Genomic DNA, 14,886 nt, shown 5'->3' on the forward strand with positions numbered 1-14,886 from the left:
CAGGACCGCAATGTCATCCCCAACTTGCGCGAATACATCGCTTGATATGCCAAATCACCAGACTCCACGCCTTGAAGCCCTGATTTTTGACTGGGCCGGCACACTGGTGGATTTTGGATCCTTTGCTCCCACCCAGATTCTGGTTGAAGCCTTCAAGTGCTTTGATCTGAATCTGAACCTGGACCAGGCCCGCAGCGCGATGGGCATCGGTAAATGGGATCACATCAAGGCCATGCTGGAGTTGCCTGAAGTGCACGCCCAGTTTTTGGCCCTGCATGAGCGCGAACCCGATGACAGCGATGTAGACCGTATCTACAACACCTTCCTGCCCATGCAGAACGAACGCGTGGGCGAGTTCTCCGCCGCCATTCCCGGTGCTCGCGAAACCTTGTCCTGGGCGCGCCGCAAAGGCCTGAAAATCGGCTCCTGCTCCGGCTACCCGCGTCTGGTTCTGGACAACCTGCTGCAACACGCTCACCGCCAACAAGTACTGGTGGACTACCACGTCGCCTTTGACGAAGTCCCGCAAGCACGCCCCTGGCCTGCCATGGCCCTGGAAAACGTCATTCGTCTGGAAATCAAGAATGTCGGTGCCTGCGTGAAGATTGACGACACCCCGGTCGGCATTGAAGAAGGCCGCAATGCCGGTATGTGGACGGTAGGTTTGCTGCTGTCAGGCAATGCCGCCGGACTGACCGAACTGGAATTTCTGGCTCTGGACGAAGAAAGCCGCCAAACCCTGCGTGATCGCGCCGCAGCCACCTTCGCCGACGCCCAACCACATTACCTGATCGACACCGTTGCCCAACTGCCTGCCGTGGTTGAACAAATCACCGAGCGGATGGCCCAGGGCGAATGCCCTGGCGACTCTCTCTAACCCCACCCCCCTTTTGCTGTCACAAGGACACTTCTCCATGAAAACCATTGTTCTGAGCTCCTTGGCTGCCGCTTTGATGGGCGCCGCTTCCCTGGCTCAAGCCGCTACGACCCTGACCGTCTACACCGCGCTGGAAGCCGATCAGCTCAAGGCTTACCAGGCTGCTTTCGAGAAAAAGAACCCCGATATCAAGATCCAGTGGGTACGTGACTCCACGGGCATCATTACCGCCAAACTGCTGGCTGAAAAGAACAATCCCAAGGCTGACGCTGTCTGGGGTCTGGCCGGCTCCTCGCTGGGCTTGATGGCCAGCCAGAACATGCTGCAGCCTTACGCCCCGCAGGGTCTGGACAAGATCGACGCCAAAATGCGCGATCAAAACAACCCACCCAGCTGGGTGGGCATGGACGGTTTTGCCGCCGCCCTGTGCGTGAACACCGTTGAGCTGGAAAAGAACAAGTTGCCCATGCCCACGTCCTGGGAAGATCTGACCAAGCCCGAATACGCTGGCAAGATCGTCATGCCGAATCCCGCTTCTTCGGGCACCGGCTTTCTGGACGTAAGCGCCTGGCTGCAACTGTTTGGTGAAGAAAAAGGCTGGACCTTCATGGACGGTCTGCACAAGAACATCGGTGCCTACACCCACTCCGGCTCCAAGCCTTGCAATATGGCTGCCGCTGGCGAATACACGATTGGCGTGTCCTTTGACTACCGTGGCGCTCGCCTGAAAGAAGAAGGCGCTCCGCTGGAACTGGTGTTCCCCAAAGAAGGCCTGGGCTGGGAAATTGAAGCCGCTGCCATCATGAAAGGCACCAAGAACCTGGAAGCCGCGCAGAAACTGGCTGACTTCTCCGCCAGCGAAGAAGCCAACCACTTGTACAAGACCAACTTTGCCGTGCTGGCCATCCCTTCTATCGCCACGGCCAACCCGCACCTGCCAGCAGACCTGAACCAGCGTCTGATTGACAACAACTTCGTCTGGGCCGCTGAAAACCGCGAGCGCATCATCGAAGAGTGGACCAAACGTTACGACGGTAAATCGGAAGCCAAGAAGTAATGAGCACACAACACTACGATGTCATCGTGGTGGGGGGCGGCATCCTGGGCATGGCACATGCCTGGGCGGCTGCCCGCCGCAAGCTTAGCGTGGCTGTGCTCGAGCGCAGCCACCAGGCCCAAGGCGCCACCATACGTAATTTTGGTCAGGTTCTGGTCACAGGCCAGGCACCGGGCATCATGATGGATCTGGCTCGCCAAAGCCGCGGTCTGTGGCTGGAACTGGCTGCCCAAGCCGGTTTTCATGTCCGCAGCAATGGCTCGCTGGTACTGGCCCGCAATCATCTGGAACTGGAACTGCTGGAAGACTTTGCCCAGGGCCGTGCCCAAGCTGAAAACGTTGCCTGCAAAATGCTGAACGACAAGGAGCTGGCCGCCTTGTTTGATGGCCGCTTGGGGCATCACCACGGGGCACTGCAAGGTTTTGACGATTTGCAGATCTACTCGCGCGACGCCCTGCCCGCCATCACCAGCAGCCTGCAAGCCATGGGAGTGGACGTGTACACGCAAGCGCATGTGCACTACGCCCAGGAAGCTCAGGTACATAGCAGTGCGGGCAACTTCACGGCCAGCAGCATTTTTGTGTGCCCCGGTCATGACTACAGCAGCCTGCATCGCGAACTGCTCGATACCGTCAAACCGTCGGTGACACGTCTGCAAATGCTGAAAGTACGTGCGCAGGACGCGGGCTGGGCTTTGGACCGTCCTTTGCTGACGGGCTTGTCCTGCCTGCACTACGGCGCCTTTAGCGATCTACCGCTGGCAGAGACGCTGCGCGAGCAGGTACAGAAACGTCACGGTGTACTGCTGGATCAAGGCATTCATTTGCTGATCAGCCCCACCCCGGACGGGGATCTGATTATTGGTGATTCGCACGACTACGGTCAGCAAGCCAGCCCATTCAATCAGGAAGAAACAGACCAGTACTTGCTGGCTCTGGCAGAATCCGTGCTGGGCTGCCCGGTGCAGGTGCTGCAACGCTGGCAAGGGGTGTATGGCGCGAAAGGACCTGCTCCATTTTCTGTCTTGCAGGCAGATGGCAGCACGCAAGTGACCGTCATGCACACCGGCTTGGGGATGACCACGGGTCTGGCCATTGGCGAACGCAATATCGCGGCTCGCTACGATTGATTGCAGGACATGGATGGTTAGGCAAGCAGATCAGCTTTGACCTAGCCAGCAAGAGTGCAAAAACGCGCAGCCTGGGCTGCGCGTTTTTCTTTTCCTAAAGCGCGTGTCTGGATGGCAGAATCCAAGCCTCAAAATAGGGCGACACAATGCATTTTCTTACCGGGAATTTCCCATGAGAAACCCAATAGAGTGGAATAAAATACGCCACACGATAGGCCAGAATGAGCGCTCATGAGTTTTAGCAATCCACACAGCCAGGCCGCCAAGTACCTTGTCGCGATTGGCGATGAAACCCCGGCCTACTCCATGACAGGAACGGATCAATGAAAAGCAGTGACAGCGGGTTGCATTTTATAGACTGCAATGAAGAACAGCATGCAGCCGCTATTTTGGCGATCCTGAACGACGCCATCGTGAATTCCACCGCACTGTACGATTATGTCCCACGCCCGCCCGAGGCCATGGTGAGCTGGTTTGCCACCAAACGCGCCAACGGCTTTCCGGTAGTCGGCGTCATCGATGATCCAGGCACGCTGATGGGCTTTGCCAGTTGGGGCACCTTCCGCGCCTTTCCCGCCTACAAATACACCATGGAACACAGCGTATATGTGCACCCGGAGCATCGCGGCAAAGGGCTGGGCAAGATTCTGATGCAAGAGCTGATCACGCGTGCCCGCCTGGCCAATGTGCATACGCTGGTAGGCTGTATTGATGCCAGCAATGCGGGCAGTATCCATCTGCATAAAAGCCTGGGCTTCACACATGCGGGCACCTTCAAGGAAGTGGGGTTCAAATTTGGCCGCTGGCTGGATGTCGCCTTCTACTTGCTGACGCTGGATACGCCTGCCGAGCCAGTCGACGGCTGAAGCCCCCCTCCACGCTACGCCTTCGGCTTGCGCTCCACCTCGCGGCTTGTATGCCGCTCGAATTCGCCAGGCACACAGCAGTCCGCAATGGACTGCTGTGTGCCCAGGCTCATCCCCGAGGGGGAGGTTTCCCCGGGGGCGCCGAGCCTTGGGGCGGTCCGGCGACAAAAAAACCATCGCTGGCAGCACGCCGCGATGGCTTTTCTCAAACGATTTGTCCCTGACTCAGGCGCTGGCTTTTGGCTTTTCGTAGCACACGGCAAAGGCGATCAGGCCCAGCACGATGCTGAAAATACCCACACCGACTGCCACCCCAGCCACCAGACCCAAACCTATTGCAATAAACACGCCCGGAAAGGCGTAGTTTCGTAACCAGGAAGGTTTCTTGGGAACAAGAAATAGCCCTAAAAACAAGAACCAGGGCATCACAATCGTCCAGAACAGACTGTCCATTAGCACGTCACGCATCATTATTCCATTGAAGTAGGTGGGGCTTGGGCGAGAGCTAGACACCCCCGCCGTTCTGGGTGGATTGTAAACGTCCTGAGGCTGGCCTCCCAGTATGGGCGACTGTTATAAGAGAGAATTATTGTTTCACAGCTAAAGGACACGCCATGAGTACGCTTAGCTTGACCAGCGCAGACCAGCACCGTTTCCAGGCTTATGCCGCAGGCGACGAAAAGGCCGAACGCGGCTTGATCGTGTTGCAGGAAATTTTTGGTGTCAATCAACACATACGCAACACCTGCGAACGCTTTGCCGAGCAGGGCTTCCGGGTCCTGTCTCCCGCCCTGTTCGACCGGCAAGAGAAAAATGTAGAGCTGGGCTATACCGCCGAGGACGTGCAAGCAGGTCTGGCACTGCGCAACGGCATTGCCCAGGATAAGACCCTGCTGGATATCCAGGCCTGCGTGGACGCCTTGGGTTCACGCAAGATTGGGATTGTGGGGTATTGCTGGGGGGGCTCCTTGAGCTGGCTGGCCGCCTGCCGCTTGCACGGTCTGAAAGCCGCCAGTTGCTGGTATGGTTCGCAAATTGCCCAGAACGCCCAGGAACAGCCCAGGATTCCGGTGCAAATGCACTTTGGTGCCCAGGACCACTCCATCCCCGCCAGCGCCATTCAGACCATTAAAGACGCGCAGAAAGACGTGGCCATTTACGTGTACGAGCCTGCCGGCCATGGTTTCGGCTGCGATCATCGCCCCGACTTTCACGAAGCCTCCTACAAGCTGGCTCAGGAACGTACACTAGCCTTTTTTGCCGAACATCTGCGTTAAGCCCCCATGCTTGAATCCAGCGACGACCTGCTTGCCCTGCTAAATACCACCATGCCTTACGGAAAATACAAAGGTCGCTTGCTGGCGGACCTGCCGGGGCATTATCTGAACTGGTTTGCCCGTGAAGGCTTTCCTTCCGGGCGGCTGGGTCAATTGCTGGCCCTGATGCACGAGCTGGATCACAACGGCCTGAAATCCTTGCTGGACCCCTTGCGCCCGCGCAGTCGCTAAGCGATACAAATACCTTACTAGGCAGCGGGCTGCGGCGGTATGTCACCGTACAGCTTGCTACTATCAAGGCTTCCTCTACACCCCATTGTGAAGGACGTCATGACAATCGATCTCTCCGCATTCCCCATCACCCGCAAATGGCCGGCTCAACACCCCGAGCGCCTGCAACTGTATTCCTTGCCCACCCCCAACGGCGTCAAGGTTTCCATCATGCTGGAAGAAATTGGCCTGCCTTACGAGCCGCACCTGGTCAGCTTTGAACGCAACGACCAGCTCAGCCCGGAATTTATTTCGCTCAGCAGCAACAACAAGATCCCGGCGATTCTGGACCCCAATGGCCCTGGCAATAAGCCGCTGGCCCTGTTCGAGTCCGGTGCCATCCTGATCTATCTGGCAGAAAAATCCGGCCAGTTGCTCTCAGCAGACCCGGCCCAACGCTATGAAACCCTGCAATGGCTGATGTTCCAGATGGGTGGTGTAGGCCCCATGTTTGGTCAGCTGGGTTTCTTCCACAAATTTGCCGGCAAGGATTTTGAAGACAAGCGCCCTCGTGACCGCTATGTCAACGAATCCAAGCGCTTGCTGGGTGTGATCGACAAGCATCTGGACGGTAAGGACTGGATGGTGGGCAATAGCTACTCCATCGCCGATATTGCTCTGTTCCCCTGGATTGCCAACCTGATCGGTTTTTACGGCGCAGGCGAGTTGGTGGAGTATGAGCAATTCAAGAACGTGGCCCGTGTTCTGAAGCAGTTCCAGGCCCGCCCGGCAGTACAACGCGGTCTGAACATTCCTGCCCGTGATTGATGGATAAGCAGCGCCAATCAATGCTTATAAGCCAATTTTTAATAGCCCTGCTAGCAAGCTGGTCTTTTTTGTTTCGCTTGGCGGCAGTCCGTACAATTGGCCTCCTAAACATCCTGCGCAAGCGGTACTATTCCGTTTGCCTGGCTTGCTCATCAATCAAAAAACCAGTCTGTTCATAGAGCAGATACAGGCAAATCCACCAGCCTGATGAGCAAGCCTTCAAAGCCCTGGATTCTTTCCAGGGCTTTTTTTTGTGTGTACGATTTGGCGCCCCACTGCTACTCACGCAACCATGAGGTTACGGTTCAGGTGCAAGACCAAACGCCTCTGCAACCAACGTGAGCATTACACCGCAGGCAAAGGGATGAACTGATCATCATCCAGCGGTGGCAAGCTGATACGACCGTTGACCCAATCATCCTTGGCCTGCTCGATCCGGTCTTTGCGGGAGGACACGAAGTTCCACCAGATATGGCGTGGTCCCAAAGGCTCGCCGCCCAGCAGCATCAAGTGGCTGCTCTGCTCAGCAAGGATACGGGGGCTGTCGCCTTTGGCAAAGACCAGCATCTGGCCGGCTGGATAGCGCTGTCCACCTACTTCCAGCCCGCCCGCACAGATATAAATGGCGCGCTCTTCGTGGCCGGTTGGCAAAGGCACAGACTGGCCGGCTTGCACGCGCAACTCCATATAGAACAAAGGCGAGGCCACACTGGCGGGACTGCACAAACCCAGCGCCGAGCCGGCAATCAGGCGACCTTCCAGGCCCGTATCCTTAATCAAAGGTAGCTGCTCGGCCTCGTAATGCACAAAGTCCGGGTTCTGTTCTTCCTTGTGTTCCGGCAAGGCCACCCAGGCCTGGATGCCATCCATGCGGCCGCCTTGCGTGCGCATGGGTTCAAAGCGCTCGGAATGGCTGATGCCTGAACCCGCGGTCATCCAATTGAGCGCACCAGGTGTAATGTCCTGCTCCACGCCCAGACTGTCGCGGTGCGTCATGGCGCCTTCAAACAAATAGGTCACGGTAGACAGGCCGATATGCGGGTGTGGCAGCACATCGTTCTCTGTTCCTACCGGTGCCGTCAGCTCTTGCGGCCCCATGCGATCAAAGAAGATAAAAGGCCCCACCATACGCCGTTGGCGAAAGGGCAAAACGCGCCCCACTTCAAATGCACCAATGCTGTGCTGACGTTGTGGAATAAGCAGCTCGACCATAGACACCTCTACTGGGAAGTCGCAAAAATACAATCCCGATTACTATACTCTGGTCCCTGATTGCTTCGCTTACTCCCGCATGTCCACGCTCTCACTCTTCGATCCCGTTCCCGGCCATGTGCTGACGCTGGATACCGGCCTGCTTGCCCTGCCGGGTCTGGCCCTGCCCTACGCCGCTGACTTGGCCCAAGCGGTTCAGGAGCTGGTGCACAGCGCCCCCTGGCGACATATGCAGGTTCCATCCGGACATCGCATGTCGGCTGCACAAAGCAGTTGTGGAGATTTGGGATGGATATCGGACGAGCACGGCTATCGCTACAGTCCCACAGACCCGCAAAGCGGTTTGGCCTGGCCCGCCATGCCTGTTGTATTCAGGGACTTGCTGGAGCGCATTGCCCAGGAGTCGGGCCAAGGTCCTTTTCAGCCCGATACCTGCCTGATCAACTACTACGACGAGCAGGCGCATATGTCCTTGCACCAGGACAGAAACGAGCGCGACTTGCAGCACCCCATCGTCTCGGTGTCCTTGGGGCGTGAGGCCTTGTTTTTATGGGGTGGCGCAAAACGCAGCGACCCGATGCGTACCCTGCGGCTACGCGATGGCGATGTGCTGGTCTGGTGGGGGCCATCCAGAATGAATTTTCACGGGGTACGCAGACTGGAAGGCCCGGCCCATCCACTCTGGGGCTCGGGCCGGGTCAATCTGACATTCAGAAAAGCAGGCTAAGACCTGTGCAATCAACCCAGTTCGGGCGGTGCAAAGCGGCGATTGTCCAGCACAGGCAAAATACGGCGGGCATAGGCCAGACGCTCCCGATCCAGATCGACCAAGAGCAAAGTGGGTGTCTCTGCCGCCTGGGCCACAATCACCCCCAGGGGATCGACCACCAGACTTTGGCCGATATTGCGTTCGCCACATTCACCCACGGCCACCATATAAGCCGTGTTTTCCAAAGCGCGAGCCGTCGTCAGCACTCGCCAGTGGTGTTCCTTCAAGGGCCCTTTCAGCCAGGCCGATGGTGCCAACAGGACTTGAGCCCCATCCACGCACAAGCGTCGAGCAAGTTCGGGAAAGCGCAGATCGTAGCAAGTCATCAAACCAACCTTGAAACCGGCCACATCAATCAAGGCGGGGATTTCTGTACCGGGCTGTACATAGCGCGATTCTTGTACCGAGAAAGCATCGTACAAATGGAGTTTGTTGTAATGCGCCAGCACCTGACCATCACGCAGCACCACCAAGGTATTCCAGACCTTGCCTTCCCCTGCTGGGGTGTGAATGCAGAACACCACCGTCAAATCGGTATCGCGGGTCGCGGCGCTCAGGCGGCTGACAAACTCCCCATCCAGAGCTTGTGCCGATTTCAGGACCACTTCAGGATCGGCCACATTTCTAGCCAGTACACCCTCAGGCAAGACCAGTAACTGAGCTCCAGAGCGCAAGGCCTGGTCGATCAGCCCCAGACAAGCGCTCAGGTTCTCCTGCGAATCTTTGGATACGGCCATCTGGCCCAATGCAACTTTCATGACCACCTCCTTGAGTGTGCTGCCTGAATGATTCTAACGCAGCGTTTCGGCTTGGCCAGCCAACAATCCGAACACAAAAATAGTTCACCAGGCGGTCAAACGTAAAACAACACTCTGTTCTTCTGTATCACTGATACGTTTGCCTATCTCCCACTTCCCAGCATGTAAAAAATCAGATAGGAATTGAAATTAAAAAATAGCTCATGTTTTCGTCAAGACCTCGAACGCGTTTAACCACACTAAACAGGCTAGGTGAATTCAAGAATATTTCTGCAAGACGACTCACTTAATTAAGCGACTGAACAAGAAAACAATGCGATAACTTGCCCAGCTGCAAGCTATGGCCTGAGAGGCTATCCATCCGACCCGCATTTTTCCATCATGAGCTTGAATTGAGTTCGGGCAGACAGCTCGGACCACACTGATTCTTGCAGAGCAAATCCTTAAAATCAAAAAACATATGATAATGAGATATAAAAAACATTTATATTTGCAATGCCATATAAGATATACAAGCAAGTAAAATCACTTGTTCATTAAACCGGACAAAATCGCACAAAACCCAGGTGCAGTCTTGCGCCATGCCTGAAGTCGATTACATTAACTCCTTCAGAGCATGGCTTGGCCCTAAAAAATATGACCGGACATAAATGGGAAATAGATTCACCCTGAATAAATCAATAAACTAAAGAAAGAGAAAACCAGCTTAAAAAAAATGGGCCTGCTGCAAACATGCACAGGCCCACTCTTTAATTCTCAACACCGCACCGCGGCCTGAAACAAGGCTTTGAATCATGGCTGCACGCCGTGTCGCCATTGGACTGTCAATGCACTAATGATTGAAATTCAAAATAATCAGAATAAAAAAAACCCCCGATTTCTTGCAAAATCAGGGGAAAGCTACCACAGGAAAATGGTTGGATACAAAACACCCAATACCGAGATTCTATATAAAAAAGATAAAAAAATCTGCATACCTTGTTTAGGGCTGACGCTATAGATAGATAAATTAATTTGTGCTAGGACGTAATAAAAACTAAAAATTTAAAAAGATCTTCAATTCCCTACAGTTACATGACCTTATTCAAGCCCTAGAAATCTTGAGCCTGCCCCCAGGACTGCGCGACAATAAGACCTCTTACGGGCTGGACACACCACCCTTCTTGTTTCTCAGGCTTTTATCTTGTCTTCATCACACGATTCCTTATCTACCCGCCAGGTTCTACTGGCGATTCTGGCCTTGGCTGTCGGTGGTTTTTCCATCGGCACGGGCGAATTTGTCATCATGGGCTTGCTGCCTGATGTCGCCCAGGATCTGGGCATCGATATCCCCACTGCTGGCCATTTAATCAGCGCCTATGCCCTGGGCGTGGTTATCGGCGCACCCGTTCTGGCCGTGCTCGGTGCGCGCTGGCCGTGGCGACGCCTCTTGATTGCCTTGATGGGCGCCTATGCCGTGGGCAATTTTCTGACCGTGATCGCCCCCAGCTATGAAACCGTTTTAGTCACCCGCTTTTTGGCAGGTTTCCCGCACGGCACCTACTTTGGTGTTGCCGCCCTGGTTGCCGCCCGTCTGGTGCCACCCCATCGCCGCGCCCAGGCCGTCGCCTATGTCATGCTGGGCTTGACCGTCGCCACCTTGCTGGGCGTGCCGATTGCCACCACTCTGGGTCAATGGCTCAGCTGGCAAGCGGCCTTCACTTTTGTCAGCATCATTGCCCTGATCACCATGGGGCTGGTGCTGCGTTTTGTTCCTTTTGTCCCTGCCAATACCCTGGCCAGCCCCTTGCGCGAATTGGGGGCCTTGAAACGCAAGCAGGTCTGGTTGACGCTGGGCATAGGCGCCATTGGCTTTGGCGGCATGTTCTCGGTGTTCAGCTATGTGAAATCCACCCTGATGGAACTGGCCGGGCTGTCAACCAGCGCCATTCCGGTTGTACTGGCCTTGTTTGGGGTCGGTATGGTCCTGGGGAATCTGCTGGGTGCACGCTACGCCGACCGCTATCTGGATCGCAGTATTCGGCTGGTGCTGATCTGGGCAACCGGAGTGCTGCTCTTGTTCATGATTACGGCTCATCACCCTATTTTGGGCCCCTTGAATATCATGCTGATCGGCACCCTGGTGGCCTTGGGGCCAGCCTTGCAGATTCGTTTGATGGACGTGGCCGGAGATGCCCAAACACTGGCCGCAGCCTTGAATCACTCGGCCTTCAATATGGCCAACGCCTTGGGCGCCTGGTTGGGTGGGCTGACCATCGCCGCTGGCTGGGGATGGACCTCCACCGCCTGGGTCGGTGCCCTGCTGGCTTTGGGTGGCCTGGGCCTGCACACCATTTCGCTGCGCATCAAAGAGTAAAAACAGATCTGCTCCCAGTCAGCGTAGGCAGCTAGACGGCCCTAGCCGACTCAAAGCAAGCCAATCTGCAGCTGAAAATGGCGTTGGCAGAACTGAAAATTTGCCAGTCTTTCATGGAAAAAGCGGCCTGTGATTGCAACACCTTTCAAAGGTATTCAATCACAGGCCGCTTTTCTGGATCTCTCTCGACGATCCGGCTATTTACTGTTTACAAGGCCGCCTCAGGCTTTTTCAGGCTGTGCAGGACGGGCAGCCAGCCAACCGGCATAGCTCATCCCGAAACTGACCAAAATGCACAAGCCCAGCGCCCAACCCCAGCCATCGAACAAGTCATGCAAGCCGCCCATGGCAGGTGGGCCAAAGGCCGCCAGCAAATAGCCCATGCACTGCGCCATACCCGACAGGGACGCAGCCTGCGATGTAGAGGTCGAACGCACACCGATCAAGGCCAGGGCAATCAGGAAAACACTACCACTACCAATACCAAACAGCACCGCCCACAGCAAAGACCACGATGGCAAGACCAGAAAGCCGACAAAGGTCAACGTCTGCAACAAGGCACCCGCCAAGGCGACGGCACGCTGGTCATGCAAACGGCTGAGTACAGGCATGAGCAGCAAGGCAGGGATGGCGGTCGCCAGCTGCATCAAACCGTGAATCTGGCCGGCATGATCCGGTTCAAAGCCGTAGTTCACCAGCATCACCGGCAGCCAGCTGGCAATCATGTAGTACGCCACCGAGTTCAGACCCATATACAGGGTGATGTACCAGGCCAGAGGCAAACGCCATACCGACGCGCTGCTGGCAGGGGCTGGCGGTGCACTTTGCGCCGCACGTCGATCCGCCCCCAGCTGTGTGGCCCACACCAGAACACTGGCCAGTGCCATCACACCCACCACAATCAAAGACGACCAGCGCCAGCTTTGGCCTGTCCACTCTGCCATTGGCACGGCCATCGCGGAGTTGAAAGCCGCAACCAGGCCCATGAACAGGACATACAAGGAAGTAATAAAACCAATACGCAAAGGGAAATGACGCTTGACCAAGGACGGCAAGAGCACATTACCCAAGGCAATCCCGATAGCCAGCAAACCAATACCGGCAAACAACTCCGTCGCTCCCCCCAGAACTCGCACCACCACACCAATGGCAATCAGCACGGAAGCGATGAACAAAGAGCGGGACAGCCCCACCTTACGAGCCATGGAGGCGGCCAGCAAGGAGACCACCGCAAAGATGAACAAGGGCATGGCAGTCAGCAAACCGGCCTGCGTGGACGACAGGGACAGGTCTGCCTGGATCAGCTCCAGCAAGGGAGCGATACCCGTGATCGGAGCTCGCAGATTGCCAGCGATCAGCAAGACGCCAATCAACACCAGCAAGGGGTGGGAGAGCCAGGAGAGTCGAGAGAGGGACATGAAATGTAGCCAGTAGGTGAAAACCCTACTCTATCCTGTTTCGATGCCGACGCAAACAGGATATTATGACAACTTATACCTCAAACCGGACAAAGCATGAGTTTTAGCGCCAATCCGCAAGGCGGGCCTATTTTCAGCATCAAGATGGCGATAGGTAGCAATACTGAAAATCCATTACATACCCATCCCAATGGACAGTTGATCATGACGCAATATGGCTCGGTCACCCTGCAAACCGACCAGGGCTACTGGATGGTTCCGCCGCTATGCGCCGTCTGGGTGCCGGTGGGTATTCGCCACCGTGCCCGTGCCGACGATCAGGCCCTGATTCATTTCCTGTACATTCAGCCCGGTCTGGATCAATTGCCCGATCATTGCAGCACGCTGGATCTGAGCCCCATGGTGCGCGAAATGATCATTCATTTAAGCGATCTGAACCCCCACTACGAGCCAGGCAGCCAGACGCACCGCCTGGCGCTGGTGCTGCTGGAAACCTTGAACCAGATGCCCACACGTCAATTGCATGTGCCGGTGCCCGAAGACAAGGTTCTGCAAACGATTGCACAACATATGCTCAAGCAGCCTGACTCGCGCCCCACCATGGCCGACTGGGCAAAAGAACTGGCCATGAGTGAGCGCACCCTGGCCCGACATATGCTAAAACACACAGGGATGAGCTTCGGGCGCTGGCGGCAACAATTCATGATTATGCTGGCCCTGCAAAAACTGGGTTCGGGAATGTCCGTAAAGAGTACAGCCAGGGAATTGGGTTACACCTCTATCAGTGCCTTTATTACTGTTTTCAAATCCATTTTGGGCGACACTCCCAGCCGTTACTTGAGCCAAACCCATTCTTCTTAAGTCCCTACTACCCTCACCACACGCATCCATGTCTTCCACACACCTGTCCCGCCCCGGATATCTGCAGCGCTTATTGAGTTGGTTCCAGATTTCTCACATGTCGGCGGGGCTGATTGCCGTGCTGGTGGGCTACACAAGTTCTGCTGCCATTGTTTTTCAGGCCGCTCAAGCGGCCGGTGCCAACACCGCCGAGCTGGGCTCCTGGATGTGGTCTTTGGGTATTGGTCTGGGCCTGCTGTCGGCAGGTCTGTCGCTGCGCTACAAGATTCCAATTCTGACTGCCTGGTCCACACCTGGCGCAGCGCTGCTGGCCACGGGTCTGGTGGGCCTGCCCATGTCCCAGGCCGTGGGCATTTTCCTGTTTTCGTCCCTGCTGACCACTATTTGCGGTCTTAGCGGCAGCTTTCAGAAGTTGATGCAGTACATGCCGCGCAGCATTGCCGGCGCCATGCTGGGCGGCATCTTGCTGCGCTTTGGCCTTGATCTGTTTGGTGCCATGCAAACCCAATGGCTGCTGTGCCTGAGCATGTTCATTGTGTTTCTGGTGGTGCGCCAATGGTCGCCCCGCTACGCCGTGCCGCTGGCCCTGGTGGCCGGTGTCACGATTGCTGCCATGCAAGGTTTGCTGAAAATGGAAATTCTGAGCTGGACACCCGCCAAGCCGGTGCTGGTCTGGCCCGAGTTTTCCTGGACGGCGCTCATTGGTGTGGGCATTCCCTTTTTCATCGTCACCATGAGCTCGCAGAACATTCCGGGCGTGGCTGTATTGAAGGCGCATAACTACGACGCGCCCAACTCCACTGTCATTAGCTGGACCGGGATTGTGGGCCTGATCTTTGGCCCCTTCGGTGGCTACGCCTACAATCTGGCCGCCATTAGCGCCGCCCTGTGCATGACTCCCGAAGTGGATGCGGACCCGCGTCAGCGTTATCGCGCCAGTGTCTGGGCCGGGATTTTCTATTTTGCCGCCGGTATCTTTGGTGCCACCGTGGTCAGCCTGTTTGCCGCCTTCCCAACCGAACTGATTGCGGCCATTGCCGGTCTGGCCCTGCTGGGCACCATAGGCAATAGCATCCACATGGCGCTGGAAGCCCCAGACACCCGTGACGCCGCCCTGGTCACCTTTCTGACCACCGCGTCAGGCATGAGTCTGCTCAATATCGGCAGCGCCTTCTGGGGTCTGGTTTTTGGTATGGCTATGTATCTGATTCAGAAACGAAAAGTGTCCTGATCCGGCCATCCCCCCGGCGTCTGTTCAAGACGGCAA

General features: G+C 56.1%; 15 protein-coding genes. 11 read left to right on the plus strand and 4 right to left on the minus strand.

Annotation, left to right across the window (positions count from 1 at the left end; all coding sequences use genetic code 11):
• Positions 1–46 precede the first annotated feature (46 nt).
• The 4 genes from phnX to KOE80_RS03455 all read left to right on the plus strand — a co-directional run bounded on the left by phnX (position 47) and on the right by KOE80_RS03455 (position 3,930).
• Complete coding sequence (phnX, locus tag KOE80_RS03440; protein ID WP_060185229.1) at positions 47–877, plus strand: phosphonoacetaldehyde hydrolase; 831 nt, start codon at positions 47–49, stop codon at positions 875–877.
• Between the two features lie 37 nt (positions 878–914).
• Positions 915–1,934: a putative 2-aminoethylphosphonate ABC transporter substrate-binding protein gene (locus KOE80_RS03445; RefSeq protein WP_035272329.1), complete on the plus strand. Its 1,020-nt coding sequence runs from the start codon at positions 915–917 to the stop codon at positions 1,932–1,934.
• Positions 1,934–3,064 carry a TIGR03364 family FAD-dependent oxidoreductase gene (locus tag KOE80_RS03450; protein WP_226348366.1) on the plus strand — a complete coding sequence of 377 codons (1,131 nt, stop codon included), beginning with the start codon at positions 1,934–1,936 and terminating at the stop codon, positions 3,062–3,064. Before KOE80_RS03445 ends, KOE80_RS03450 begins: the two co-directional genes overlap by 1 nt.
• A gap of 323 nt (positions 3,065–3,387) precedes the next feature.
• Positions 3,388–3,930 (plus strand): GNAT family N-acetyltransferase, encoded by a 543-nt coding sequence (locus tag KOE80_RS03455; protein WP_226348367.1) that lies wholly within the window; start codon positions 3,388–3,390, stop codon positions 3,928–3,930.
• A gap of 225 nt (positions 3,931–4,155) precedes the next feature.
• On the opposite strand, the gene KOE80_RS03460 is transcribed toward KOE80_RS03455, so the two are convergent.
• Positions 4,156–4,398, minus strand: coding sequence for a hypothetical protein (locus tag KOE80_RS03460; RefSeq protein WP_226348368.1), 243 nt, complete (start codon positions 4,396–4,398; stop codon positions 4,156–4,158).
• A gap of 146 nt (positions 4,399–4,544) precedes the next feature.
• Here KOE80_RS03460 and KOE80_RS03465 point away from each other — a divergent pair, with 146 nt between their 5' ends.
• From KOE80_RS03465 to KOE80_RS03475, 3 genes are all read left to right on the plus strand, one after another.
• On the plus strand, positions 4,545–5,207 hold the full coding sequence (locus KOE80_RS03465) for a dienelactone hydrolase family protein (protein WP_226348369.1): 663 nt from the start codon (positions 4,545–4,547) through the stop codon (positions 5,205–5,207).
• A gap of 6 nt (positions 5,208–5,213) precedes the next feature.
• Positions 5,214–5,438, plus strand: a complete 225-nt coding sequence (locus KOE80_RS03470; RefSeq protein WP_003799391.1) for a DUF3820 family protein — start codon at positions 5,214–5,216, stop codon at positions 5,436–5,438.
• A gap of 99 nt (positions 5,439–5,537) precedes the next feature.
• Positions 5,538–6,245 (plus strand): glutathione binding-like protein, encoded by a 708-nt coding sequence (locus KOE80_RS03475; RefSeq protein WP_226348370.1) that lies wholly within the window; start codon positions 5,538–5,540, stop codon positions 6,243–6,245.
• Between the two features lie 345 nt (positions 6,246–6,590).
• Here KOE80_RS03475 and KOE80_RS03480 read toward each other — a convergent pair whose 3' ends face one another.
• Positions 6,591–7,457, minus strand: coding sequence for a pirin family protein (locus KOE80_RS03480; RefSeq protein WP_045930071.1), 867 nt, complete (start codon positions 7,455–7,457; stop codon positions 6,591–6,593).
• Between the two features lie 79 nt (positions 7,458–7,536).
• Here KOE80_RS03480 and alkB point away from each other — a divergent pair, with 79 nt between their 5' ends.
• Positions 7,537–8,184, plus strand: a complete 648-nt coding sequence (gene alkB, locus KOE80_RS03485; protein WP_226348371.1) for a DNA oxidative demethylase AlkB — start codon at positions 7,537–7,539, stop codon at positions 8,182–8,184.
• An 11-nt stretch (positions 8,185–8,195) separates the two neighbouring features.
• Here the strand turns inward: alkB and KOE80_RS03490 are convergent, their stop codons facing one another.
• Complete coding sequence (locus KOE80_RS03490; protein ID WP_042481485.1) at positions 8,196–8,984, minus strand: deaminated glutathione amidase; 789 nt, start codon at positions 8,982–8,984, stop codon at positions 8,196–8,198.
• Between the two features lie 1,183 nt (positions 8,985–10,167).
• Between KOE80_RS03490 and KOE80_RS03495 the strand changes: the two genes are divergently transcribed.
• Complete coding sequence (locus KOE80_RS03495; RefSeq protein ID WP_226348372.1) at positions 10,168–11,340, plus strand: MFS transporter; 1,173 nt, start codon at positions 10,168–10,170, stop codon at positions 11,338–11,340.
• 221 nt (positions 11,341–11,561) lie between these two features.
• Here KOE80_RS03495 and KOE80_RS03500 read toward each other — a convergent pair whose 3' ends face one another.
• Entirely contained in the window at positions 11,562–12,758 is a 1,197-nt protein-coding gene (locus KOE80_RS03500; protein ID WP_045930074.1) for an MFS transporter, read from the minus strand.
• 96 nt (positions 12,759–12,854) lie between these two features.
• Here KOE80_RS03500 and KOE80_RS03505 point away from each other — a divergent pair, with 96 nt between their 5' ends.
• Both KOE80_RS03505 and KOE80_RS03510 read left to right on the plus strand, forming a co-directional pair.
• Positions 12,855–13,619: an AraC family transcriptional regulator gene (locus KOE80_RS03505; protein WP_042481492.1), complete on the plus strand. Its 765-nt coding sequence runs from the start codon at positions 12,855–12,857 to the stop codon at positions 13,617–13,619.
• 28 nt (positions 13,620–13,647) lie between these two features.
• Entirely contained in the window at positions 13,648–14,850 is a 1,203-nt protein-coding gene (locus KOE80_RS03510) for a benzoate/H(+) symporter BenE family transporter (RefSeq protein WP_083053378.1), read from the plus strand.
• The last annotated feature ends 36 nt before the right edge of the window (positions 14,851–14,886 follow it).

Origin of the sequence: Alcaligenes sp. 13f, from assembly GCF_020496585.1 — a bacterium.
GTDB lineage: Bacteria > Pseudomonadota > Gammaproteobacteria > Burkholderiales > Burkholderiaceae_B > Alcaligenes > Alcaligenes phenolicus.